This is a genomic window from Methylobacterium sp. WL69, assembly GCF_008039485.1.
GTDB lineage: Bacteria > Pseudomonadota > Alphaproteobacteria > Rhizobiales > Beijerinckiaceae > Methylobacterium.
The window spans coordinates 39,232-62,537 of the sequence record NZ_VRUZ01000006.1 but is presented as its reverse complement, the minus strand read 5'-3'; the positions used below and the strand labels follow the sequence as shown (position 1 = coordinate 62,537).

Genomic DNA, 23,306 nt, shown 5'->3' with positions numbered 1-23,306 from the left:
ATTCCCCTTCACGCCGCGGTCACCTCACCGCATTTCGTCCGGCGCGGTGACGCCCAACACCGCGAGGCCGGAGGCGATCACGCCCCGCAATGCCTCGACGAGGGCCAATCGGGCCCGTGTCGAGTTTCGGTCGGTTGGATTAACAAACCGTAATTGCGGCAAGTCTTTGCCCTTGTTCCAGAAACCATGCAGCGAGCTCGCGAGCTCGTAGAGGTAGAACGCCACGCGGTGCGGCTCGTGCGCCCCGGCCGCCGCCTCGATCACCCGCGGATACTGGGCGATGAGCCGCATGATCTCGGCCTCGCCGGAATCGGTGAGCAGGGCGAGATCGGCCTCGCGCAGCAGGCCGTCCCGCGAAAAATCCTCGCCCGGCATGGCGTCCCGGGCCTGGCGGAACACCGAGAAGCAGCGCGCATGGGCGTACTGCACGTAGAAGACCGGGTTGTCCTTGGACTGCTCGACCACCTTGGCGAGGTCGAAATCCAGGGTCGCGTCGTTCTTGCGGTAGAGCATCATGAAGCGGATCGCGTCGCGCCCGACTTCGTCCACCACCTCGGCCAGGGTGATGAACTCGCCGGCGCGCTTGGACATCTTCACGGGCTCGCCCGCGCGCAACAGCCGCACGAGCTGGCACAGCTTGACGTCGAGGGTCGCCGCGCCGCCGCTCACCGCCTTCACCGCCGCCTGCATGCGCTTGACGTAGCCGCCGTGGTCGGCGCCGAGCACGTCGATGAGGTCGGTGGCGCCGCGCCTGATCTTGTCGCGGTGGTAGGCGATGTCGGAGGCGAAGTAGGTGAACGAGCCGTCGGACTTCAGGAGCGGCCGGTCGACGTCGTCGCCGAACTCCACCGTGCGGAACAGGGTCTGCTCGCGGTCCTCCCAATCCTCGGGCAGCTGGCCCTTGGGCGGCGGCAGGCGGCCCTCGTAGACGAGGCCTTTCTCCCGGAGTTCGGCCAGCAGGACGGGCACGGCCTCCTTCAAGGTGGCTTCCGAGAAGAACACGTTGTGATGGATGCCGAGGCGGGCGAGGTCGCCCCGGATCAGGTCCATCATCGCATCGATGGCGAAGGCGCGGATGGTGGGAAGCCATTCGGCTTCCGGTTGATCCAGGAGGGCACGCCCGTGCTTCTCGGCCAGCGCCTTCCCCACGGGCACCAGATAGTCGCCCGGATAGAGTCCCTCCGGCATCGGCCCGACGTCTTCGCCGAGCGCCTCGCGGTATCGGAGGAAGGCGGAGCGGGCGAGGACGTCGACCTGCGCGCCCGCATCGTTGATGTAGTATTCCCGCGTCACGTCGCGCCCGGAGACAACGAGGAGGTTGGCGAGCGCGTCGCCGAACACCGCTCCGCGCCCATGGCCGACATGCATCGGCCCCGTGGGGTTGGCGGAGACGTACTCGATGTTGACTTTGCCCGCGGGGCCTTGCGCCCCTGGCATGGCGCCGCGCCCGTAGGCGTCGCCTTCGCTCAAGGCCGCCCGCACCACGGCGTGGAACAGGCCCGGCGCCAGGCGCAGGTTGATGAAGCCGGGCCCGGCGACGCTGGCCTCGACCACGTCCGGGTCCTGGCGCAGTTCCGCCGCCAGGGCCTCGCCGAGGACCTTCGGGTTGGTCTTGGCTTCCTTGGCCAGCACCAGGGCGGCGTTGGTGGCGAGATCCCCGTGGCTCGCGTCGCGGGGCGGCTCCACCACCACGCGCGACAGGTCGAGCCCCTCGGGCAGCTGTCCGGCCCGGATCAGGCCCTGCACGGCCGCGCGCACGCGCGCCTCGAAGGTGGCGAAGATGTTCATCGGTGATCGGTTTCCGCTCGCGACGGCCGCCGCGTCACGACGGCCGTCGCCTCAAGAGGGGGGCATACCAACCGGGGGCACGGGTGTCACGGCTCGGCCAGGGGCAGGCCCTTGCTCCCCGGGCTCCAATGCAGGTCGGGCGTCGTCGGAAACAGGCGCCTGTGGGCGAGGACCGCGTAGGTGTCGGTCATGCCGGCGATGTAGTCGGCGACCCGCCGGGCGACGCGGCCCTCGCCCGCCCCCTCCAATCCCGCCGACCATTCCTCCGGCATCGCACCGGGCTCGGCGGTGAATCGCGAAAACAGGTCGGCGACGATGATGTCGGCCTTGGCCCGCACGGCCAGCACGCCGGGATGGCGGTACATGCGCGCGAACAGGAAGGTCTTGATCGCCGCATCCGCCGCCGCGATGGCCGGCGAGAAGGCGATGACGGGGGCGGACGCCGCGCGGATGGCGGCGACGTCGCCGGGCGCCAGGGCGGCGATGCGGCGCCCGCCCTCGGCGATGACGTCTTCGACGAAGCGGGTGATCACCCGCCGCGCCAGCTCGTGAATTTTTCGCGAGGGGTCGAGGCCGGGATGGAGGCCGTCGATCTCGGCCAGGATCTCGGCGAGGAACGGCACGGCCTCCAGGTCGGCGAGGTCGAACAGGCCGGCGCGCAGGCCGTCGTCGAGGTCGTGGCTGTCGTAGGCGATGTCGTCGGCCAAAGCCGCCGCCTGCGCCTCCGGCCCGGCGAAGCGTGCGAGTTCGAGGCTGTTCAGGCCGTCGTATTCGAGGATCGCCGCCGGGATGCCGCGCGCCGCCCAGCGCCGGGTCGGCGTCCCGTCGGCCTCCAGCAGGGGGCCGTTGTGCTTGACCAAGCCCTCCAGGGTCTCCCAGGCCAGGTTGAGCCCGTCGAAGCCGGCGTAGCGCCGCTCGAGGCGGGTGACGATGCGCAGGGCCTGGGCGTTGTGGTCGAAGCCGCCATGCTCGGCCATCAGCGCGTCCAGGGCATCCTCGCCGGTATGGCCGAAGCAGGTGTGGCCGAGGTCGTGGCTGAGGGCGAGGGCCTCGGCGAGATCCTCGTCGAGCCCGAGCGCGCGGGCCAGCGCCCGGGCGATCTGGCTCACCTCCAGGGTGTGGGTGAGGCGGGTGCGGTAATGGTCGCCCTCATGGTGCACGAAGACCTGGGTCTTGTGCTTGAGGCGGCGAAACGCGGAGGAATGGATGATCCGGTCGCGGTCGCGCTGGAAATCGCTGCGCGTCGGCGAGGACGGCTCGGGGATGAGCCGCCCGCGCGTCGTGGCCGGGTCCGTCGCGTAAGGCGCCCTCCAGCGCTCACCGTTGTGCCGCACGTCATCCCCCCGTCGCGCCGCGTTGCAGCGCGTGCCTGCCGCGCATATCTTGTGTACCTGAGCGTTCCTGGCAATCGACGAGACGAGCATCACGATGGCCGACATCACCCTGACCCCGCGCGCGGCGAAGCGCATCAACGAGATCATGGGGGCCGAGCCCCCCGGCGCGAGCCTGCGGATCAGCGTCAACGGCGGCGGCTGCTCGGGCTTCTCCTACGCCTTCGACATCGAGCGGGCGCGGGCCTCCGACGACGTCGCCATCGAGCGCGACGGTGCCACCGTCCTCGTCGACCCCATGTCCCTCGAGTACATGAGCGGCGCGGTCATCGACTTCGTCAACGACCTCATCGGCCAGTCGTTCAAGATCGAGAACCCGCTCGCCACCGCCTCCTGCGGCTGCGGCACCTCGTTCTCCCTGTAAGGGCACTCCCGGCCGGACCACCCGGCATTTGCCACGGGCGCCGAAACGCGGCACGGATGCGCCCTCTCCTCGAAGCGCCGTTCGCCAGCGATCCGGAAAACCGCATGACCCCCTCGAAAGGCCGCCCCCTCCTGCGCTGGGCGACCGGTGCCTCGGCCTGCGTCCTCGTTCTCCTGGGTGCCGGCCTGCCGGCGCAGCCGGGGCCCGCCTGGGCCCAGGAAGCGGCCTCCGCCGTTCAGGACGTGGCCCTGACGGACGTGGTGCTGCCGCTGGGCGACACGGTGTTGAAGGCCGCGCGCGTCACGGTGGGCGGGACGCGCCTGTCGAAGGACGAGTTGCTCACCCTGCTCCGGCCCGGCCCCGAGCCCGTGGCGGCGCGCCTCGCCCGCCTCGACGCCGCGAGCCTGCTGATTCCGGATCTCCGCATCGAGGGCGCCCGCGAGACGGTGACCTACCGCGACGTGGTGGCCAAGGACGTCCGCGCCGGGCGGATCGCCGAGCTCACCGCCACAGGCGCCGTGCTCGCCGCGGAGGGCGACCGCAAGGCTGCCGGCTCCTACGGCGCGTTCCAGGCGAGCGACCTCGATCTCGCGGCCCTGGCCCGGCTCTACGCCGAGCCCGGCGACGGCAAGGCCGCTCCGCAGCGGATCTACGGCGCCTTCTCCGTCGCGGACGTGGCCTTCGTCGATGCGAACGGCACGGCGGTGAAGCTCGCCCGCATTCAGGGGCGCGACCTCAGTGCCCGCCCGGTGCCGGGCACCTGGGCCGGCGCCCTCAAGGCGCTCACCGCCCCCGGTCTCGCCGAGGCGCCGCCGGCCACCCGGGCCAAGCTGTCGGCCACGGCCGCCGACCTCGCCGAATCGGTGACCCTGGGCGGTTTCGAGGCCACCGGCCTGAGCATCCAGCACACCAAGGGCCCCGCCCCGCTCAACCTCGGCATCGGCCGCATTCTCGTGGGCGGCTCGGATGCGAGCCTCGAGGACGTGGTCCTCACGAGCAACGGGATCGACGCCAAGCTCGCGCGCCTGTCGCTCAACGGCTTCTCCCTCGCCCCCACCATCGCCGCCCTGCGCAAGCTCGCGGCGATGCCCGACGCCACGGACGAGGACCTGCGCCGGCTCACCCCGGTGATCGGCACGGTGGCGCTCACGGATCTCAGCCTCGATCTCACGGGCGATCCGGGCGCCAAGTCTCCGGACCCGGCGGTCAAGGCCGAGCCGATGCATGTCGGCCTGCGCACGGCCGCCATGAACTTCGGCGCCCCCCGCGACGGCGTCCCCACGGCCGGGCGCGTCAACCTGTCGGGCCTGACCCTGCCGGCCTCCGCCGTGGCCGGCGTGCCCGGTCTGGGCTCCCTCGGCCTCTACGGCTACCGCGACCTCGATCTGAACGTGGTGGCCGACACGGCCTGGGACGCGGCGGCCAAGGAACTCAAGCTCGGCGAGGTCTCCATCTCGGGCAAGGACATGGGCACGGTGCGGATCAACGGCATGCTCGGCGGCATCGGCCCCGAGGTGTTCGATCCCGATGCGGGCGTGTCGGGCTTCGCCATGCTGTCGGCCACGGCGAAAGCCCTCGATCTCACCATCGAGAACACCGGCCTGTTCGAGCGCTTCATCGCGGCCCAGTCCAAGGTGCTCAGCCTCAAGCCCGAGGAGCTGAAGCAGGAATATGCCACGGCGAGCCTCTACGGCGTGCCGGCGATCCTCGGCAATTCGGCCGGCGCCAAGGCCATCGGCGCGGCCATGGGCCAGTTCGTGGCCAAGCCCGGCACCCTGTTCCTGAGCGTCCGGCCCAAGAACGGCACCGGCATCGGCATGCTGGAATTCAGCGCCGCCCCGACGCCGGCCGCCGTCCTCGACCGCCTCACCATCGACGCCAAGGCGAATTGAGCGTCTACGCGGCAAGGCACCCGGCAACGCGGCACCCGGCGACGCGGCCCTCGGGCGCGCGGGAGGCCGCGACGCAGGCCTCGGCCAGGGCCCGGGTGGCATCGAGAAAGGGATCGCCAAGGTTCTCACCGGACGCGGCGAGGGCCAGGGGGATCTCCGTGCAGGCGAGCACCACCGGCCCGCAGCCGGCCGCGATCAAACCGCGCGCCTGGTCGCGCAGGATGAGGCCGGCCTCGGCCACGGCCCCGGCCTTCGCGAGGCGGATCGCCCGCATCACCGCGTCCTGATCCGCAGGGCTCACGCAGACGAAGCCGTGCCGGGCCAGGCGCTCGGGGTAGATTCCGGCTGCCAGGGTTCCGCTGGTGGCGAGCAGCCCGACGGACCCGCCGCGATACCCCCGGGCGAGCAGCGTGCCGGCCACGGCCTCGACGATGTGCAGGATCGGCAGGGCCGTCCGCGCCTGGAGCACGGCGTGCCAGTGATGGGCGGTGTTGCACGGGATCGCGATGCGGGTGGCGCCCGCCGCCTCGAGGCGGCGCAGGCCCGCTGCCATGGCGGGCAGGGGATCGGGACCGCCCCCGAGGATGGCCCGGGTCCGGTCGGGGATGTCGGGGGCCTGGAGCACCAGGGCGCCGAGATGGTCCTGATCGCGCGTCGCCGGGGTGGCGTCCACGAGCTTGCGCATGAAGTCCACGGTGGCCATCGGCCCCATGCCCCCGAGGATTCCCAGCATCGTTCCCTCCCCATCGCCTGACGGGAAGAGGCATGACGCGGCGTGGCGCCGAGGGCCAATGCCGTATCGGAACGCCTCATGCCGTCGAAGAATAAGGTGGCGAACAAGGCTCGACCGCCGCCCACACCGCCTCGACGGCGGCGCGGGTCCGGGCGCGGTTGCGGTAGAGCCGGATCTCCAGGGGGACGTCGGTCCCCACGGCGACCAACCGGCCCTCGGCGAGTTCGCGGGCGACGAGGCTGCGCGGCACATAGGCGAGGCCGTGCCCCTCGAGCGCCATGGCCTTCAGCGCCTCGGCCATGGGGTTGGTGTGGACGATCCGCCCCGGCGGGGCATCGCCCCCGGCCTGCGCGAACAGGCTCACGCGCCCGAGGAAGGTGTCGGCGGCATAAACCAGGAGCGGCATGTCGGCCCCGGACAGGGCCGGGCTGCGGACCGCCACCAGCCCGTCCGCCCCGACGACGCGGTGCGGATAGAGGTCCGGGTCGAGGAGGATCGGCACGCCCGGATGATGGAAGGTCAGGAGGAAGTCGCAGCCGCCCTCGGCGATGGCCTGGAGGCAATTGTGAAAATCGTCCGGCAGCAGGCGCGTCCCGATGGGGCCGGTGCGGGCTTCGACGGCCCGGACCCAGGCGGGGAAGAAGGCCAGGGCCAGGGTGTGCAGGGCGGCGACACGCACCACCGGACCGCCCGATCCGGTGCCGGCGCGGAGATCCACGCGGCTGGCGTGGAGCATCCGCACGGTCTCCTCCGCGGTCTCGCGAAAACGCCGGCCCGCCGGGGTCAGGGTGGTCGGGTAGGTGCTGCGGTCGATGAGCCCGACGCCGAGCCAGAGCTCCAGGGCCTGGATCCGACGGCTGAAGGCCGATTGCGTGACGTGGCGCGCCTCGGCCGAGCGGGAGAAGCTGCGGGTCTCGGCGAGGCTGAGGAAATCCTCCAGCCATTTCAGCTCCACCGCGCGCTCCTCGACGCAGACCGCCCGGCGACCGTCAATCCAGTTCGCGCACCACCACGCGCCCGCGCTCGGCGGACAGGGCGAGGCGGCCGGCCTTGAGGGCCAGGGCCTTCTCGCCGAACAGGGCCCGGCGCCAGCCGTGCAGCACGGGCACGTCGGCCGCGTCGTCGTCGGCGATGGCTTCGAGATCGTCCACCGTGGCGATGATCTTCGGAGCGACGCCTTCGGTCTCGCACACGGCCTTCAGGAGCACCTTGAGAAGCTCGACGAGGGCCCCGTTGCCGCCCCGGCTGCGACTGCGCTCCGGCAGGGCGATGTCGGCGAGGTCGTGGGCGAAGCCACGCTCGACGGCGGCGAGGATGTCGGTACCCGTGCGCGAGCGCTCGAACCCGGCGGGAATCGAGCGCAGGCGACCCAGGGCCTCGACGCTGCGGGGCGCCGACGAAGCGACGTCGATCACCGCCTCGTCCTTGAGGATGCGCCCGCGCGGCACGTTGCGGCTCTGCGCCTCGCGCTCGCGCCAAGCGGCGACCTCGATGAGCACGGCGATCTCGCGGGGCTTGCGCATCCGTCCGGCGAGACGCCGCCAGGCCTGGGACGGGTCGGCCCGGTAGGTCTCGGGCGAGGTGAGGACGCTCATTTCCTCGTCGAGCCACTCGCCCCGGTCGGTGGACAGGAGCTGGCCGGCCAGAACCTCGTAGACCTTCACCAAGTGGGTGACGTCGGACAGGGCGTAGGTGAGCTGTGCGTCGGAGAGCGGCCGGCGCGACCAGTCGGTGAAGCGCGAGGACTTGTCGATCTTGGCCTTCGCCACGTCGTTGACGAGCTGCTCGTAGGAGACCGAATCGCCGTAGCCGCACACCATGGCGGCCACCTGCGTGTCGAAGAACGGCTGCGGCAGCAGGCCGCCGAGCAGCCAGATGATCTCGAGGTCCTGCCGGGCGGAGTGGAACACCTTGACCACGCCCTCGTCGGCCATCAGCGCGAAGAACGGCGCGAGGTCGAGGTCGGGCGAGAGCGGATCGACGAGCACCCCCGACCCGTCCGGCCCCGCCATCTGGATGAGGCAGAGCTTTGGATAATAAGTGGTCTCGCGCATGAATTCCGTGTCGACGGTCACGAAGGACTGCGCGGCGAAACGGGTGCAGGCGTCGGCCAGGGCCGGCGTGGTCGAGATGAGGTCCATGAAAATCGGCTATATCGGAGGTTGACACCGGAGGCGAGGGCACGATTCGAAGCCATGGTGGATCGCGGCGACGGACAGCCTCGCCTTGACTTGCCCGCCCTCGCGTGAATGGTGCTGGGCTCATTCCATAGAGCCCGCCATGCACCGTTATCGTACCCACACCTGCGGGGCGCTCCGCCCCTCGGACGTCGGCCAGACCGTTCGCCTCTCGGGCTGGTGCCACCGCATCCGCGACCATGGCGGCGTGCTGTTCATCGACCTGCGCGACCATTACGGCCGCACGCAATGCGTGGTGGACTCGGATTCCAAGGCGTTCCAGGGGGCGAATCTCGCCCGCTCCGAATGGGTGATCCGCATCGACGGGCGCGTGCGCACCCGTCCCGCCGGCACCGAGAACCCCGACCTGCCCACGGGCACCATCGAGGTCTACATCGACGACCTCGATGTGCTCGGGCCCGCGGGCGAGCTGCCGGTGCCGGTGTTCGGCGACCAGGAGTACCCGGAGGAGACGCGGCTGAAGTACCGCTTCCTGGATCTGCGCCGCGACAAGCTTCACGCCAACATCATGAAGCGCGGCGCGATCATCGATTCGCTCCGCCGCCGCATGCGCGAGGGCGGGTTCTTCGAGTTCCAGACTCCGATCCTCACGGCGTCCTCGCCGGAGGGCGCACGCGACTACCTCGTGCCGTCCCGCGTCCATCCCGGCAAATTCTACGCGCTGCCGCAGGCGCCCCAGCAGTTCAAGCAGCTGACGATGATCGCCGGCTTCGACCGCTACTTCCAGATCGCCCCGTGTTTTCGCGACGAGGATGCCCGCGCCGACCGCAGCCCGGGCGAGTTCTACCAGCTCGACATCGAGATGAGCTTCGTCACCCAGGAGGACGTGTTCCAATCCGTCGAGCCGGTGCTGCGCAGCGTCTTCGAGGAATTCGCCGACGGCAAGCGCGTGACGGGGGAATTCCCACGCATTCCCTACGCCGAGTCGATGCTGAAATACGGCGTCGACAAGCCGGACCTGCGCAACCCGCTGATCATCGCCGACGTCACCGACGAATTCTCGCGCGACGACGTCGCGTTCAAGGCGTTCAAGGGCGTGATCGCGTCCGGCGGCAAGGTCCGGGCGATCCCGGCGACGGGCGCGGCGACCCAGCCGCGCTCGTTCTTCGACAAGCTCAACGATTTCGCCCGCGCCGAGGGCGCGCCCGGCCTCGGCTACGTCATCTTCGAGGACGTCGACGGCGTGCTCACCGGCAAGGGCCCCATCGCCAAGTTCATCCCCGCCGAGGTCCAGGCCCTCATCCGCGAAAAGACCGGGACGAAGGCCGGCGACGCGGTGTTCTTCTCCGCCGGCACCGAGGCCAAGGCGGCGGCGCTGGCCGGCAAAGCCCGCATCCGCATCGCGGACGAGCTGAACCTCTCCGACAAGGACCAGTTCGCCTTCTGCTGGATCACCGACTTCCCGATGTACGAGTGGAACGAGGACGACAAGAAGATCGACTTCTCCCACAACCCGTTCTCGATGCCGAATTTTGATCGGGACGAGTTCCTGGCGCTCGATCTCGATACGGCTAAGGCAGAGCAGCACCTTGGGTTGCCAGAGGGCGATGTCACAAAAAAAATCCTCGGCATCAAGGCGTTCCAGTACGACATCGTCTGCAACGGCACCGAACTCTCGTCGGGCGCCATCCGCAACCATCGCCCCGAGGTGATGGAGAAGGCCTTCGGTCTCGCCGGCTACGGCCAGGACGTACTCGAAGAAAAGTTCGGCGGCATGCTCAACGCCCTGAAGCTCGGCGCCCCGCCGCACGGCGGCATCGCGCCGGGGATCGACCGCATCGTCATGCTGCTCTGCGGCGAGCAGAACCTGCGCGAGGTGGTGCTGTTCCCCATGAACCAGCGCGCCGAGGACCTGATGATGGGCGCCCCCGCTGAGGCCACGCCGAAGCAGCTGCGCGAACTCCACATCCGCCTCAACCTGCCCGAGAAGAGCGCCTAGGCGCCCCCTCCCTCCCCCGGCCCGGGGGAGGGAATCGCGTCGCGCCTCATCCACCACGGGAGACGTAGCCGAGCCGTGCCGAGCCTCGTCGCCATCGTCGTCACCCATGACAGCGCGCAGGCCCTGCCCGGCTGCCTCGCGGCGCTGGCCGCCGAGCACGTGCCGGCCCTGGTCGTCGACAATGCCAGCCGGGACGCGTCCGTGGCGGTGGCCGAGGCGGCGGGCGCGCAGGTGGTGCGGAACGCCCGCAACGAAGGCTACGGCCGGGCCAACAACCGCGGCGTCAGGGCCGCCACCCATGCCGAGCGCGTCCTCGTCCTCAACCCCGATGTGATCCTGCGGCCCGGCACCGTCGACGCCCTGCTCGTCGCCGCCCGCGCCTATCCGGATGCGGGACTCCTGGCTCCCCGCCTCGTGGAGCCGGACGGGCGGTTCTTCTACCAGCCGCGCTCGCTGCTCGCCCCCTATCTCACCAACCGCAAGGGCAGACGGTCCCTGCCCGAGGGCGACGCCTGCGCGCCGTTCCTGTCGGGCGCCTGCCTGATGATCCGGCGCGACCTGTTCCTGGCGCTCGGCGGCTTCGATCCGAACCTGTTCCTGTTCTACGAGGACGACGACCTGTGCCGGCGCGTGGCCGATGCCGGCCATGCCCTCGTTCACGTCCACGGGGCGCAAGCCCTGCACGGGCGCGGACGCTCCTCGGCGCCGGAACCCGGCCGGGTGTTCCGCACCCGCTGGCATCAGGCGTGGTCGCGCGCCTACGTCTCCGCCAAATACGGCCTGTCCGATCCGAGCCCGGGCATGCTCGCCGTCAACGCGCCGAAGGCCGCCCTGGCCCGCCTCGTCGGACACCGCGCCCTGTGGGAGCGCTACGGCGGCTCGGCGGCCGGGGCGCTGGCCGCCCTGCGCGGCCGCTCCGCCCTCGATCACGAGGGATTGGACCGCGAGGAGCCCGCGTGAGCGCGAACACCTTCGGGCGGGCCCTGGCCCGGCCGCACAATGGCTTCTCCGCCCTGCGCCTCGCCCTCGCCACCGCCGTGGTCGTCTCCCACGCCTTCAGCGTCACCAGCGGGCAGCCCCTCGACGAGCCCCTGGCCCGGGCGACGGGATTTTCCCTGGGCGCGCACGCGGTAAACGGGTTCTTCGCCGTCTCGGGTTTCCTCGTCGCCATGAGCTTGGAGCGGCGCGGGGCCCGCGACTACGTCCTGGCCCGGACCCTCCGCATCCTGCCGGGCGTGATCGCCGCGACCCTCATCGTCACCCTGGTCCTCGGCCCCGCCCTCACCCGCCTGCCCCTGGGCGAATACCTTCAGGCGCCCGGTCCGTGGCTTTTCATCCGCGACACCCTGACGACGTTCAAGAGCAACGCGAGCCTGCCGGGGGTGTTTCCGGACAACCCCTACCGCTCGCCGCTGGGCACGGTCTGGACCCTGAAGTACGAGGTGCTGTGCTACCTTGGGCTGCTGGCCGCCGGACTCCTCGGCCTCCTGCGGCGCGGACCGGCGCTGGCCCTCGTGGCGGCCCTCGCCATGGGGCTGGCGGCGGCGGAATTCCTCCATCCCGACCTGTCCGAGGGCGCGGAGACGCGCTTTCGCCTGCCCCTGCTGTTCGCGTCGGGGTCCGCCCTCTACCTCTGGCGCGACCGCCTCCGGCATCGGGCCTGGCCCCTCGTCGCCTTGGCGCTGGCCGCCGCCCTTCTCCAGGGCACGCCCCCCTACCGGGCGACCCTGTTCCTCGCCGAGGCCTACGGGGCGATCTGGCTGGCCCTGAGCCCGGCCCTGGCCCATCCGGCCTTGGAGCCGCGCGCCGACCTCTCCTACGGGATCTACCTCTACGGCTGGCCGATCCAGCAGAGCCTGCACGCCCTGATGCCGGCGGCCGCGCCCTGGCTGCTGCTGCCCCCTGCCCTGGCGCTCACCGGGCTCGTGGCGGCCGCGTCATGGGTCGCCGTCGAGAAGCCCGCCCTGCGGCTCAAGGCGTGGGCCCTGAGGGCGCGCGGGCCCCAGGCGGCGGTGTCGTGAGCCTCCTCACCCCCCAGGCGGCCCTGGACCGGGCCGTGGCCGGAGTGATCGCCCACGGCTTTGCCATCGTGGCCCGCAACACCCGGGGCGACAGCCTCTACCTCAAGCCCGAGGGCTGCGCCTTCGCGCTCCGGATCTCCAACCACGCCCGCACGCCGAAGCAGCGCAAAAACCACCCCGACGCCATCACCAGCCTGGTGATCCGCACCCCGCAGACGGAGCGCGGCGTCGACGCTCTCGTGGCGCAGGCCCTGCGGAATTTTTCGGGGGCACGCCGGGGTCGCGAGGCGGCTCCGCCCGTCGATTGAGCGGGGATCGGCGTCGCACCCCGACGAAATCAGACGATCGGTGCCGGGTGGAAATTTCGCTGGATCTTCCTCGATCGCCGACTGTACATCCCAGGATTGCATCGCTTTATCGAAGCGCTCTCCCTTGGCAACTGGCATCAGGCCGGAGGGACTTCGGCAGCACGGATGCCTTCATCGCCGCGAAGATGAGGCCGACCCGATGACCACCGCACGCCAAATCAAGACGATCTTCCGTCCGCTGGCCGACCGGAACGCCGATTTCGCCTACCCCGGCAAGCGCGACCTCTGGCTCACTCCCATTCGCCATCTGGCGTTCCGTGTCCTCGTCTGTCAAACCTGGGAGCCGGATGCGTTTCGACTCCGGTGGGCGATCCTCCCGACCTTCGTTGCGAAGCCGGATTTTTTGGGAATCATCGGACATTGTGCGGGATACATCAATCCGCCCCCTCGAATAGGGTCTGTGTATTGGCATTGGTCCGCCCCCTCGACGGTGGAGGCAGCGATCTCCGTGATCGAGACCGAAGCCCTACCGCACCTACGGTCGTTCGAGAGTCTGGAACACTGGGCGGCCTATTACCGCGAAACCTTCCCGATCGCCCTGACCGGCTTCCCGCATGAGCGGCTGATTCTCGACATCGCCCTGGGCAACCTGCCGGCCGCGCGCGCGCAGCTCGCCGAACTCCTCCCGCATTTCCGGGAGAACAAGAGTCCGGATCAGCCGATCTACCAATACATGCGCAGCCTGATCCTGCCCGTCGCCGAACCGCTCCTGGCCGACGACCGGCCGGCCCTGGCAGCGATCCTCCACGGCTGGGAATCCGAAAACATCCGCGGCGCGAAACTCGAGCGCTACTGGGAGCCGACGCCGTTCCCTCTGGAACGGGCGCCCGTCTGAACGTCCTCAGCCCTCGGCCGGAACGTCGTCGCGAAAATACGGCTCGACGGGGCCCTTCAGCTTCACCGTCATCGGGTTGCCGGCCCGGTCGAGGGTTTTTCCGGCCGAGAGGCGGACCCAGCCCTCGCTGACGCAATATTCCTCGACGTTGGTCTTCTCGACGCCCTTGAAGCGGATGCCGATGCCGCGCTCGAGGGTCTTCTCGTCGTAGAACGGGCTGTTGGGGTTCACGGCGAGGCGGTCGGGGGGCGTGTCGGACATCGTCGGCGGCCTTGGCGATCGGTTTCGAGCCCAAGCGGGTAAGGGATTCAGGCGCCGCCCGCAACGTTCAGCGTCCCGTTGAGGGTTCTGACCGCCGCGATCAGCTCGTCCGTGCGCCCGCTCTGGAGCAGCGGCACGAGGCCCGCCACCGCCGCGTGCGGCAGGTCCCACCACGCGGTCTCGACCAGCGCCGCGACGGTGTCGGGGTCGAAGCGGTGGCGCACCACCCGGGCGGGGTTGCCGGCGACCACGGCGTAGGGCGGCACGTCCCGGCTCACCACGGCGTGGGCCGCCACCACGGCACCGTGCCCGATGGTGACGCCCGACAGGACGAGGCAGCCCGAGCCGAGCCAGACGTCCGACCCGATCACGACGTCGCCGCGCGAGGCATGGTACTCCGCCGACGCGTCGAGGCCCGGCCACAGCCCCGCCATGGCGGCGAACGGGTAGGTCGAGACCCAGTCGAGGCGGTGGCCGCCGCCGAGGAGGATCTCGACCTTGTCGGCGATGGAACAAAACCGGCCGATCGTCAGCCGCCGGCCGGATTCGGGAAACCGCACCTTCGGGCGCCCGTAAGAGTAGGCGCCGATGGAGAAACCGTAGCGCGCGGCGAGGTTCGAGAGGTGAATCCGGGTCTCGTTGTTCGGGTTGCGCCCACTCCGCAGGCGGTGCAACAGGGTCTTCAATCGACGCACCCCGGACCCGACCGGAACGGTGCTCCAAGGCGCGCGCGGCGCGATATCCAGGGAGTGAGGCCCATGGGCGACAACATGTCCGACGATCTCAAGTCCGGGGCGCTCGTCTACCACCGTCTGCCGCGTCCCGGAAAGCTCGAGATCCAGGCGACCAAGCCCCTGGGCAACCAGCGCGACCTGGCGCTGGCCTACTCCCCCGGCGTCGCCGCCGCCTGCGAGGCCATCGCGGCCGATCCGCAGGAGGCCGCCACCCTCACCATCCGCCAGAACCTCGTCGCCGTCCTCACCAACGGCACGGCGGTGCTCGGCCTCGGCAACATCGGTCCCCTCGCCTCGAAGCCCGTGATGGAGGGCAAGGCGGTCCTGTTCAAGAAGTTCGCCGGCATCGACGTGTTCGACATCGAGGTCGCCCAGAACGACGTCGACAAGCTCGTCGACGTGGTCTGCGCCCTGGAGCCGACCTTCGGCGGCATCAACCTCGAGGACATCAAGGCGCCCGAGTGCTTCGAGGTCGAGGAGCGCTGCCGGGCCCGGATGAACATCCCGGTCTTCCACGACGATCAGCACGGCACCGCGATCATCGTGGCGGCCGCCGTCCTCAACGCCCTCGAACTCGCCAGCAAGCGCCTCGGCGACGTTCGCATCGTCACCTCGGGCGCCGGCGCCGCGGCGCTGGCCTGTCTCAACCTCCTCGTCTCCCTCGGGGCGAAGGTGGAGAACATCACCGTCACCGACATCAAGGGCGTGGTCTACAAGGGCCGCCCCGAACTGATGGACCGGTGGAAGGACATCTACGCGAAGGAGACCGAGGCCCGGACCCTCGCCGAGGTGATCCCGGGCGCGGACGTGTTCATCGGCCTCTCGGCCGGCGGCGTCCTCAAGCCCGAATACCTCGAGAAGATGGCGCCGAACCCGCTGATCATGGCGCTCGCCAACCCCTACCCCGAGATCATGCCCGATCTGGCGCAGGAGAAGCGCCCCGACGCGATGATCTGCACCGGGCGTTCGGACTTCCCCAACCAGGTCAACAACGTCCTGTGCTTCCCCTACATCTTCCGGGGCGCGCTCGATGTCGGTGCCACCTCGATCAACGAGGAGATGAAGCAGGCCGCCGTGAAGGCCATCGCGGCGCTGGCCCGCGAGACGCCGTCCGACGTGGTCGCCCGCGCCTATGGCGGCGAGGCCCGGCCGTTCGGCCCGCGCTCCCTGATCCCGAGCCCGTTCGACCCGCGCCTGATCCTGCGCATCGCCCCGGCGGTCGCCCAGGCCGCCATGGATTCGGGCGTCGCCGGCCGGCCCCTGGAGAACCTCCAGGTTTACGCCGACAGCCTCGACCGCTTCGTCCACCGCTCGGGCTTCATCATGAAGCCGATCTTCACCAAGGCCAAGGAGAACCCCAAGCGGGTCATCTACTCCGAGGGCGAGGACGAGCGCGTCCTGCGCGCCGCCCAGGCCCTGACGGAGGACGGGGTGGCGCGGCCCATCCTCGTCGGACGCCCGCGGGTCATCGAGACCCGGATCAAGCGCTTCGGCCTGACCCTGCGCCAGGGCGAGCATTTCGACCTCATCGATCCCGAGGACGATCCGCGCTACCGCGACTACGTCGCCACCTACCTCGAGGTCGCCGGCCGGCGGGGCATCACCCCGGACGCCGCCCGCACCCTGGTGCGGACCAACACCACGGTGATCGGCGCCATCGCCGTGCGCCGGGGCGAGGCGGACGCCCTGATCTGCGGCCTGGAGGGCCGGTTCGAGACGCGCTTGCGGGTGATCCGCGACGTGATCGGCCTAGCGCCGGGCATCCTCGATTTCGCCGCCATGAGCCTCATCGTCACGAAGAAGGGCGCCTACTTCCTCGCCGACACCCACGTGCGGCCCGATCCGACGGCGGAAGAGATCGCCGACGTCGCGGTGGCCTGCGCCGAGCACGTCCGCCGCTTCGGCCTCACCCCGAAGATCGCGCTCCTCAGCCATTCGGATTTCGGACAGTCGGATTCGCGCTCGTCCCTCAAGATGCGCTCGGCCCTCGGCCTCATCCGGGCGCGCGCGCCGGAACTGCAGGTCGATGGCGAGATGCAGGCGGACACCGCGCTGTCGGACCTCATCCGCGACCGGGTGATGCCGAACTCGTATCTCAAGGGCGCGGCCAACGTGCTGATCCTGCCGAACCTGGATGCGGCCAACATCGCCTTCCAGTTCGCCAAGGTCCTCGCCGACGCCCTGCCGGTGGGGCCGCTCCTCATCGGTCCGGCCAAGCCCGCCCACATCCTGTCGCCCTCGGTGACGGCGCGGGGCATCGTCAACATCACCGCCGCCGCCGTGGTCGAGGCCCAAGCCGGCGATGTGACGGCGATCACGGCCCTGGCCGAGCCGGGTGCGGCCCCGACGGCCGGATAGCCGGATCGTTCAAGACTTGGACCAACCGCGAAAAAGGCCCCCGGAGCGATCCGGGGGCCTTCTTTCGTTCGGGACGATCCCGCCGGCCGTGGACCGGCGGGACGGTCCGGTCAGTCGCGGCGGGTGCCGTAGGCCAGGGCCGGATCGACGGTGCCGAAGCGGCCGCCGAGGAGCGCGGCGAGGGCGCCGAGGACCAGGGCGAGGGCGCCATAGAGCGCGCCCTGCGCCGCGGCGCTGCGGGTCGCCTCGGCGGCGGCGAGGGCCTTCTGCTTCGCCTCGGCCGCGGCCTGCTCGTACTGCTTGCGGTAATCCTGGACCTGGGCCTTGGCCTCGTCGGGCGAGATGCCCTGCGCCTTGGCGAGGGCGTCCGTGGCGCGGGCCTCGGCCTGGGCCTGCTGGGCGGCGTCACCCGAAAGGTAGGCGCGCACGGCCTGGGCGGCGGTATCGCGCAGGGCGGCCGGGTCCTGACCGCCCGAGGTCTGGCGGACCTTGTTCTCGATGCCGTCGAGGGGGTTGGTCAGCTTGGTGAGCGAGGGCGCGGCCGTCTGAGCCGCCGTCTGGGCGGCCCCGCCGAGGGCCGAACCGGCGCCGCCGATGACGCTGGAGATGCCGCCGAACGCACCGCCGATGAGACCGCCGGCCGCCGAGGTGAGCAGGTAGACGATGACGAGGGTGGTCACGGCCCAGGACACGAGGCCGTGATAGCCGCTGGTGCCGGCCGACGGCTTGCCCGAGAGGCGTCCGGCGAGGAAGCCGCCGATGAGCGAGGCGACGATGCCCGAGACGACCCACCACAGGCCCGCGCCCGTGGACAGGCTGGCGGCGGTGGGGGTGTCGTTGCCGGTGGGGTTCAGGGTCGAGAGACCGATGCCGAGGCCGACCATGTTGAGGATCATCTGCGCCACCAGGGCGATGACGGCGCCGGCGAAGATGGCCCCCCAGGAGACCTGGTTCAGCAGAAGCGTGCTGCGCGGCTCGATGGTGGCGGCCGTCGATGCGACTGGCGTGCGTGTGGGTGTGACGGCCAAGGGGAACTCCTGGGGATCGGGGATCGGGACGACGCGCGCCGGTCGCGGGGACGCGGCGCGGTGACCGAGGGATGAAGGCGACGAACCGGATGGCGCACGATCGGGCACACCCTGCCCGCTTGCACGCCAACTCACGACATCGCCGGTCCCAACGTGCGGTTCCGCGAAATGTTCGCGGCCTTTCGCCGTTCTTGTCCGGGCTCGGCTTTCCGGGCGGCGGGCCGGCCCCTCGCGGCCGGCTCGGCCCAAAACGTAAAAACGGCCCCGAGGGACCGTCATGAACGCTGGAGAAAGCTGGAAATTTGGAGCGGGCGAAGGGATTCGAACCCTCGACCCCAACCTTGGCAAGGTTGTGCTCTACCCCTGAGCTACACCCGCTCACACCGCGATGCCGGCATGGCGCCAGCGATCGGGATTCGTCGTAGTCACGACGTCGAACGGCCTGGGCGGGCCATGACATCGTGTCGTCTCGGATGAATTGGAGCGGGCGAAGGGATTCGAACCCTCGACCCCAACCTTGGCAAGGTTGTGCTCTACCCCTGAGCTACACCCGCTCACAACCGCGCCGCTGGTGGAAAGACCCGCCGGCGGCCCCGGACGGCGTCTCTAAACACCATTCCGCGGGGCGTTGCAAGGGCCGAGCGGCCGATTCCCGTAGCCGGCGCCTCGGACAAGAATCCCGATGCGGAATCCCGGCCCGGTATCCCTGCCGTCGGTCCTACCATTGCGCGGACGGCGGCGCGCCCTCGCGGATCTCGCGCAGGCGCGCCCGGGTGGCCCGCGTCGTCGCCTCCGGCAGGGCGTCGAGGGGAAAGAACCCGCATTCGGCGATCTCCCGGTCGGGCCCCTTGGGGACCGGCACGGTAAAGGCGGGCGCCACGTAGAGGGCGACGTGGTCACGGCCGGCCGCCGCCGCATTGTGGTAGAACCCGTGCAGGCGCAGGGCCACGGCAGGATCGACGACGATCCCGGCCTCCTCGTGGAACTCGCGGATCATCGCCGAAACGGCGCTCTCCCCCGTCTCGATGCCGCCGCCGGGCAGGTGCCAGCCGGCGACGTAGGTGTGGCGCACGAGGCAGACCCGGCCCCGCCCGTCGATGGCCGCGCCGCGCACGCCCAGGGTCATGCCGCGCGTGGCCAGGGCCCCGAGGTGGAACAGCCGCCGCAGGAGCGGTCGGTCCAGGAGCATCCTCAGACGACCCGCAGGTCGATGGCGCCGAGGCCGTCGACGGCCGCGCGCATCGTCTGGCCGCGCGTCACTGCGCCGACGCCGGACGGCGTGCCGGTGAAGATGAGATCGCCGGGATGCAGCGTGAAGTAGGCCGACAGGTAGGCGATCTGCTCGGGCAGCGACCACAGCATCTCCGAGAGATCGCCGCGCTGGCGCTCGGTGCCGTCGAGGCTGAGGGTGATGGCGCCCCGGTCCGGGTGGCCGATGGCCGAAGCGGGGTGGAGCGGACCGATGGGGGCGGAGGCGTCGGCCGCCTTGGCGAGATCCCACGGCCGGGCGAGGCGCTTGGCCTCGTCCTGGACGTCGCGCCGGGTCATGTCGAGGCCGACCGCGTAGCCGTAGACGTGGTCGAGGGCGGAACTGACCGCGATGTCGGCGCCGCCGACGGACAGGGCCGCCACCATCTCCACCTCGAAATGATAGTTTTCCGTGCGCGGCGGATAGGGATGATCGACGGCCTCCACGCCGGGCACGACCTGGAGGGCGTCGGCGGGCTTCATGAAGAAGAATGGCGGCTCGCGCTCGGGGTCCTTGCCCATCTCGCGGGCATGGGCCGCGTAGTTGCGCCCGACGCAGTAGACGCGCCGGACGGGAAACAGGTCCGCGCTGCCGACGATGGGCAGGGCGATGCGCGGCGGGTTGGGGATCACGGACAGCATCGTTGGAGTCTCCCGGGTCTCGGATGCGGCGGCCGGCCCTGCACAGCGGCCGCGCGCTACCTATCATAGGGGGAGCGCCCGGCCGCGCCATCCCGGCGGCGGTGGGCGGCCTGTCCGGGATGTTCGCGTGCCCCCCTCCCCCGCCCTCCTCGCCGCGCTGACCGACCGCCTCGGAGCGGCCCACGTGCTGACGGCGCCCGAGGATCTGGAGCCCTATCTCATCGAGACCCGCGGGCTCCACCGCGGCCGGGCCCTCGCCGTGGTGCGTCCGGCCGACACGGCCGAGGCCGCCTTCGTCGTGGCGCAATGCGCCGCCGCGCGGGTGCCGGTGGTGGCGCAGGGCGGCAACACCGGCCTCGTCGGCGGCGGCGTGCCCCAGGGCGGAATCGTCCTGTCGCTCGCCCGCCTCGCCCGGGTGCGCGCCGTCGATCCGACCAACGCGACCATCACCGTCGAGGCCGGCGTCACCCTGGCGGACGTCCAGGCGGCGGCGGACGGGGCCGGAATGCTGTTTCCCCTGTCGCTCGCCTCGGAGGGCTCGTGCCGCATCGGCGGCAACCTCGCGACCAATGCCGGCGGCACGGCGGTGCTGGCCTACGGCAACGCCCGCGACCTCGTCCTCGGCCTCGAAGTGGTGCTGGCCGACGGCCGGGTCTGGAACGGGCTGAAAGGCCTGCGCAAGGACAATGCCGGCTACGACCTCAAGCAGCTCTTCGTCGGCTCGGAAGGCACCCTCGGCATCATCACCGCCGCCGTCCTGAAGCTGTTTCCCAGGCCCCTGAGCCGGGGCGTCGGCTTCGTCGGCCTCGCCGACCCGGCCGCCGCCCTCGCCCTGTTCGCCCGGCTCCGCGCCCGGGCCGGACGCGATCTCACCGCCTTCGAAGTGATCCCGCCCTTCGGCCTGGAGATTGTCCTGCGCCACACGCCGGGTGCGACGCCGCCGCTCGCGGGCCGGCACGGCACCTACGCCCTCGTCGAGTTCTCCTCGACGCGGCCCGACGCCCCGGCCACCGAGGCCCTGGAGGCGGCCCTCGCCGAAGCCATGGAAGCCGGCCTCGTCGAGGACGCGACGCTGGGCGCCAGCGAGGCCCGGAACCAGGCCCTGTGGACCTTGCGCGAAAACCTGTCGGAGGTGCAGCGGCGCGAGGGCGGCTCGATCAAGCACGACGTCTCGGTGCCGCTCTCGGCCCTCCCGGAGTTCCTCGCAACGGCGACGCGGGCCTGCGAAGCGGCGATGCCGGGCCTGCGCGTCTGCGCCTTCGGCCATTTCGGGGACGGCAACATCCACTTCAACCTGAGCCAGCCCGTGGACATGAACCGGGCGGCGTTCCTCGGCCAGTGGAGCCGCTTCAACCGCATCGTCCACGACGTGGTGGAAAGTCTCGGCGGGTCCATCGCCGCCGAGCACGGTGTCGGCCTGATCAAGCGCGACGAACTCGCTCACTACGCCGACCCCGTCGCCCTCGACCTCATGCGTCGGGTCAAGGCGGCCCTCGATCCGCACGGGACCCTGAACCCCGGCAAGGTCGTCGCCCCCGAAGGCGGCGGGCCGCCCGCCCTGCCCCCGGCCTGAAGCCGCGGGCGATCTTTTGCCGGAACCGGAAAGGCTCTCGTGGGATTGTTATTGTGCGTCGCACCAATTCCCGTCAGACTGTTTTTCGCGGCGCGCCATGAATTGGACGCCAATGGCGCCAAGGATGTGAAGACACGGCGGTTTCGCAGACGTTGCGGTGCGGCAGGTTACCCGGCCTTAACCGCTCCGGCGTTCAATCGTCCGACGTATTCGACCGCGCCGCGACACGACCCCGCCCCGTGAGGGGCACCGAAGGAGACCCGACGATGCCGACCTCTCAGGCGAGAGTCCCCACCGCCGAGGCGAGCCGCTACCTGAAGCAGCTCTGCCGGCACTGGAGCCACAAGTTCCCCGTCGAGGCCACCGACGCCGCCGGCCGCGTGCCGTTCGGCGAGGACCGGGTCTGCACCTTCGAGGCCGAGGCCGATGCCCTGCTGATGCGGGTGGCGACCCCCGATCCGGCGGCCCTGACGCGCCTCGAGAACGTGGTCTCCGATCACCTCCTGCGCTTCGCCTTCCGCGAGAACCTCGGCGAGATCACCTGGTCGCGCGCCGCTTGACCTGACGTCTCGGGACCTGATCTTGGGCTGACGTTCAGGATCGGATCGAGGGAGGCCAAGGGATGGATACGCACGGTCAGGCCGGTGGGGCGGGCGCGGCTCAGACGACGCATGCGGTGCGCCTGGAGCGCCTCGCGGAAGTGGCCGTCAAGGTCGGCCTCGGCTTGCGGCCGGGCCAGGAGCTCGTGATCACGGCGCCCCTGGAGACCGTCGCCCTCGTGCGGGCGATCACCGAGCAGGCCTACAGGGCCGGCGCGTCCCTCGTCACCACGTTCTACTCCGACGATGCCGCTACCCTGGCGCGCTTCGCCCACGCCCCGGAAGAGGCCTTCGACACGGCCGCGGGCTGGCTCTATTCCGGCATGGCGGAGGCCTACCGCAACGGCGCCGCGCGCCTGGCGGTGGCTGGCGACGACCCGTCGCTCCTGGCCGGCCAGGACACGGCGCGGGTGTCGCGGGCCAACCGCGCCCGGTCGCAGGCCTACGTGCCGGCCCTCGAACTCATCGCCAATTTCTCCACCAACTGGACCATCGTCTCGGCCGCCACCACGCCGTGGGCCCGCACGGTGTTCCCGGACCTCCCCGAGGACGCGGCCGTCGCCCGCCTGTGGGACGCGATCTTCGCGGCCTCGCGGGTGGATGGGCCGGACCCCATCGCCGCCTGGGAGACGCACAACGCCGCGCTCCACGCCCGCATGGGCGCCCTCAACGCCCACCGCTTCGCGGCCCTGCGCTTCACCGGGCCGGGCACCGACCTCACCGTGGGCCTCGCCGACGACCACGAATGGTGTGGCGGCGCCTCGGTCTCGCGCAGCGGCATCACCTGCAACGCCAACATCCCCACCGAGGAGGTGTTCACCACGCCCCACAAGGACCGGGTCGACGGGGTCGTGACGAGCACCAAGCCCCTGTCCTATCAGGGCACCCTCATCGACGGCATCCGGGTGCGGTTCGAGGGCGGACGCATCGTCGAGGCCGAGGCCCGCACGGGCGGTGCGGTGCTCGCCAAGGTGCTGGAGACCGATGCGGGCGCGCGCCAGCTCGGCGAGGTCGCCCTGGTGCCGGCCTCCTCGGCGATCTCGGCCTCGGGGCTCCTGTTCTACAACACCCTCTACGACGAGAACGCGGCGAGCCACATCGCGCTCGGCCAAGCCTACAGCAAGTGCTTCCTCGACGGCGGCGCGGCGCTCAGCGAGGCCGACCTCGTGGCGCGGGGCGCCAACCGCAGCCTGATCCACATCGACTGGATGATCGGCTCGGCCGAGATCGACGTCGACGGCCTCACGGCGGAGGGACGGGCGATCCCGGTGATGCGCGCGGGCGAGTGGATCGACTGAGCGCCGCTCCGGGATTCCGAAGGGCGAGCCCTTCGA

General features: G+C 70.8%; 21 protein-coding genes and 2 tRNA genes. 11 read left to right on the top strand and 12 right to left on the bottom strand.

What is annotated here, in order from left to right; translation table 11 throughout:
- Nucleotides 1-24: 24 nt before the first annotated feature.
- The gene (gene argS, locus FV218_RS03545) at nucleotides 25-1,788 is read right to left on the bottom strand and encodes an arginine--tRNA ligase (RefSeq protein ID WP_147708721.1); all 1,764 of its coding nucleotides are present in this window, start codon (nucleotides 1,786-1,788) and stop codon (nucleotides 25-27) included.
- An 86-nt stretch (nucleotides 1,789-1,874) separates the two neighbouring features.
- Nucleotides 1,875-3,122, bottom strand: a complete 1,248-nt coding sequence (locus FV218_RS03540; protein WP_246684977.1) for a deoxyguanosinetriphosphate triphosphohydrolase — start codon at nucleotides 3,120-3,122, stop codon at nucleotides 1,875-1,877.
- A 94-nt stretch (nucleotides 3,123-3,216) separates the two neighbouring features.
- Between FV218_RS03540 and FV218_RS03535 the strand changes: the two genes are divergently transcribed.
- Together FV218_RS03535 and FV218_RS03530 are read left to right on the top strand one after the other, a co-directional pair.
- Complete coding sequence (locus FV218_RS03535) at nucleotides 3,217-3,543, top strand: iron-sulfur cluster assembly accessory protein (protein WP_056096100.1); 327 nt, start codon at nucleotides 3,217-3,219, stop codon at nucleotides 3,541-3,543.
- A 104-nt stretch (nucleotides 3,544-3,647) separates the two neighbouring features.
- Nucleotides 3,648-5,435 carry a hypothetical protein gene (locus FV218_RS03530; RefSeq protein WP_147708720.1) on the top strand — a complete coding sequence of 596 codons (1,788 nt, stop codon included), beginning with the start codon at nucleotides 3,648-3,650 and terminating at the stop codon, nucleotides 5,433-5,435.
- A 4-nt stretch (nucleotides 5,436-5,439) separates the two neighbouring features.
- Here FV218_RS03530 and FV218_RS03525 read toward each other — a convergent pair whose 3' ends face one another.
- The 3 genes from FV218_RS03525 to rnd all read right to left on the bottom strand — a co-directional run bounded on the left by FV218_RS03525 (nucleotide 5,440) and on the right by rnd (nucleotide 8,309).
- The gene (locus tag FV218_RS03525; RefSeq protein WP_147708719.1) at nucleotides 5,440-6,168 is read right to left on the bottom strand and encodes an amino acid racemase; all 729 of its coding nucleotides are present in this window, start codon (nucleotides 6,166-6,168) and stop codon (nucleotides 5,440-5,442) included.
- A gap of 76 nt (nucleotides 6,169-6,244) precedes the next feature.
- A complete protein-coding gene (locus FV218_RS03520; protein WP_147708718.1) occupies nucleotides 6,245-7,123 on the bottom strand; it encodes a LysR family transcriptional regulator in 879 nt (292 codons plus the stop codon).
- Nucleotides 7,124-7,157: 34 nt separating this feature from the next.
- Complete coding sequence (gene rnd, locus FV218_RS03515; RefSeq protein WP_056096091.1) at nucleotides 7,158-8,309, bottom strand: ribonuclease D; 1,152 nt, start codon at nucleotides 8,307-8,309, stop codon at nucleotides 7,158-7,160.
- A gap of 139 nt (nucleotides 8,310-8,448) precedes the next feature.
- Between rnd and aspS the strand changes: the two genes are divergently transcribed.
- The 5 genes from aspS to FV218_RS03490 all read left to right on the top strand — a co-directional run bounded on the left by aspS (nucleotide 8,449) and on the right by FV218_RS03490 (nucleotide 13,529).
- Nucleotides 8,449-10,305, top strand: a complete 1,857-nt coding sequence (gene aspS, locus FV218_RS03510) for an aspartate--tRNA ligase (RefSeq protein WP_147708717.1) — start codon at nucleotides 8,449-8,451, stop codon at nucleotides 10,303-10,305.
- Between the two features lie 75 nt (nucleotides 10,306-10,380).
- Complete coding sequence (locus tag FV218_RS03505) at nucleotides 10,381-11,265, top strand: glycosyltransferase family 2 protein (protein ID WP_147708716.1); 885 nt, start codon at nucleotides 10,381-10,383, stop codon at nucleotides 11,263-11,265.
- Nucleotides 11,262-12,326 (top strand): acyltransferase, encoded by a 1,065-nt coding sequence (locus FV218_RS03500; RefSeq protein WP_147708715.1) that lies wholly within the window; start codon nucleotides 11,262-11,264, stop codon nucleotides 12,324-12,326. Before FV218_RS03505 ends, FV218_RS03500 begins: the two co-directional genes overlap by 4 nt.
- Nucleotides 12,323-12,634 (top strand): hypothetical protein, encoded by a 312-nt coding sequence (locus tag FV218_RS03495; protein WP_147708714.1) that lies wholly within the window; start codon nucleotides 12,323-12,325, stop codon nucleotides 12,632-12,634. The genes FV218_RS03500 and FV218_RS03495 overlap by 4 nt, the downstream gene beginning before the upstream one ends.
- A gap of 199 nt (nucleotides 12,635-12,833) precedes the next feature.
- Nucleotides 12,834-13,529: a hypothetical protein gene (locus tag FV218_RS03490; protein ID WP_147708713.1), complete on the top strand. Its 696-nt coding sequence runs from the start codon at nucleotides 12,834-12,836 to the stop codon at nucleotides 13,527-13,529.
- A 6-nt stretch (nucleotides 13,530-13,535) separates the two neighbouring features.
- Here the strand turns inward: FV218_RS03490 and FV218_RS03485 are convergent, their stop codons facing one another.
- The gene (locus FV218_RS03485; protein ID WP_056096075.1) at nucleotides 13,536-13,790 is read right to left on the bottom strand and encodes a DUF3297 family protein; all 255 of its coding nucleotides are present in this window, start codon (nucleotides 13,788-13,790) and stop codon (nucleotides 13,536-13,538) included.
- A gap of 47 nt (nucleotides 13,791-13,837) precedes the next feature.
- Nucleotides 13,838-14,464, bottom strand: coding sequence for a CatB-related O-acetyltransferase (locus FV218_RS03480; protein ID WP_147708755.1), 627 nt, complete (start codon nucleotides 14,462-14,464; stop codon nucleotides 13,838-13,840).
- An 84-nt stretch (nucleotides 14,465-14,548) separates the two neighbouring features.
- Here FV218_RS03480 and FV218_RS03475 point away from each other — a divergent pair, with 84 nt between their 5' ends.
- Nucleotides 14,549-16,882: an NADP-dependent malic enzyme gene (locus tag FV218_RS03475; RefSeq protein WP_147708712.1), complete on the top strand. Its 2,334-nt coding sequence runs from the start codon at nucleotides 14,549-14,551 to the stop codon at nucleotides 16,880-16,882.
- Nucleotides 16,883-16,992: 110 nt separating this feature from the next.
- Here the strand turns inward: FV218_RS03475 and FV218_RS03470 are convergent, their stop codons facing one another.
- From FV218_RS03470 to FV218_RS03450, 5 genes are all read right to left on the bottom strand, one after another.
- Nucleotides 16,993-17,862, bottom strand: a complete 870-nt coding sequence (locus tag FV218_RS03470; RefSeq protein ID WP_147708754.1) for a PhnA-like protein — start codon at nucleotides 17,860-17,862, stop codon at nucleotides 16,993-16,995.
- Nucleotides 17,863-18,213: 351 nt separating this feature from the next.
- A tRNA-Gly gene (locus FV218_RS03465) sits at nucleotides 18,214-18,288 on the bottom strand.
- Nucleotides 18,289-18,389: 101 nt separating this feature from the next.
- Nucleotides 18,390-18,464 (bottom strand) — tRNA-Gly (locus FV218_RS03460).
- Between the two features lie 164 nt (nucleotides 18,465-18,628).
- On the bottom strand, nucleotides 18,629-19,099 hold the full coding sequence (locus FV218_RS03455; protein ID WP_056096069.1) for an NUDIX domain-containing protein: 471 nt from the start codon (nucleotides 19,097-19,099) through the stop codon (nucleotides 18,629-18,631).
- Between the two features lie 2 nt (nucleotides 19,100-19,101).
- A complete protein-coding gene (locus FV218_RS03450) occupies nucleotides 19,102-19,800 on the bottom strand; it encodes a fumarylacetoacetate hydrolase family protein (protein WP_056096066.1) in 699 nt (232 codons plus the stop codon).
- Nucleotides 19,801-19,927: 127 nt separating this feature from the next.
- On the opposite strand from FV218_RS03450, the gene FV218_RS03445 reads away from it, so the two are divergent.
- From FV218_RS03445 to FV218_RS03435, 3 genes are all read left to right on the top strand, one after another.
- Nucleotides 19,928-21,373 carry an FAD-binding oxidoreductase gene (locus tag FV218_RS03445; protein ID WP_246684976.1) on the top strand — a complete coding sequence of 482 codons (1,446 nt, stop codon included), beginning with the start codon at nucleotides 19,928-19,930 and terminating at the stop codon, nucleotides 21,371-21,373.
- A 266-nt stretch (nucleotides 21,374-21,639) separates the two neighbouring features.
- The gene (locus tag FV218_RS03440) at nucleotides 21,640-21,933 is read left to right on the top strand and encodes a DUF2218 domain-containing protein (RefSeq protein ID WP_056096059.1); all 294 of its coding nucleotides are present in this window, start codon (nucleotides 21,640-21,642) and stop codon (nucleotides 21,931-21,933) included.
- A 62-nt stretch (nucleotides 21,934-21,995) separates the two neighbouring features.
- Nucleotides 21,996-23,270 (top strand): aminopeptidase, encoded by a 1,275-nt coding sequence (locus tag FV218_RS03435; protein ID WP_147708710.1) that lies wholly within the window; start codon nucleotides 21,996-21,998, stop codon nucleotides 23,268-23,270.
- Nucleotides 23,271-23,306: the final 36 nt, after the last annotated feature.

Excerpts from the sequence above, each read along its gene's own strand:
- argS (WP_147708721.1), bottom strand. The coding sequence starts at position 1,788 with ATGAACATCTTCGCCACCTTCGAGGCGCGCGTGCGCGCGGCCGTGCAG.
- FV218_RS03535 (WP_056096100.1), top strand. The coding sequence starts at position 3,217 with ATGGCCGACATCACCCTGACCCCGCGCGCGGCGAAGCGCATCAACGAG.
- FV218_RS03530 (WP_147708720.1), top strand. The coding sequence starts at position 3,648 with ATGACCCCCTCGAAAGGCCGCCCCCTCCTGCGCTGGGCGACCGGTGCC.
- FV218_RS03525 (WP_147708719.1), bottom strand. The coding sequence starts at position 6,168 with ATGCTGGGAATCCTCGGGGGCATGGGGCCGATGGCCACCGTGGACTTC.
- rnd (WP_056096091.1), bottom strand. The coding sequence starts at position 8,309 with ATGGACCTCATCTCGACCACGCCGGCCCTGGCCGACGCCTGCACCCGT.
- aspS (WP_147708717.1), top strand. The coding sequence starts at position 8,449 with ATGCACCGTTATCGTACCCACACCTGCGGGGCGCTCCGCCCCTCGGAC.
- FV218_RS03490 (WP_147708713.1), top strand. The coding sequence starts at position 12,834 with ATGACCACCGCACGCCAAATCAAGACGATCTTCCGTCCGCTGGCCGAC.
- FV218_RS03485 (WP_056096075.1), bottom strand. The coding sequence starts at position 13,790 with ATGTCCGACACGCCCCCCGACCGCCTCGCCGTGAACCCCAACAGCCCG.
- FV218_RS03475 (WP_147708712.1), top strand. The coding sequence starts at position 14,549 with ATGGGCGACAACATGTCCGACGATCTCAAGTCCGGGGCGCTCGTCTAC.
- FV218_RS03455 (WP_056096069.1), bottom strand. The coding sequence starts at position 19,099 with ATGCTCCTGGACCGACCGCTCCTGCGGCGGCTGTTCCACCTCGGGGCC.
- FV218_RS03450 (WP_056096066.1), bottom strand. The coding sequence starts at position 19,800 with ATGCTGTCCGTGATCCCCAACCCGCCGCGCATCGCCCTGCCCATCGTC.
- FV218_RS03440 (WP_056096059.1), top strand. The coding sequence starts at position 21,640 with ATGCCGACCTCTCAGGCGAGAGTCCCCACCGCCGAGGCGAGCCGCTAC.
- FV218_RS03435 (WP_147708710.1), top strand. The coding sequence starts at position 21,996 with ATGGATACGCACGGTCAGGCCGGTGGGGCGGGCGCGGCTCAGACGACG.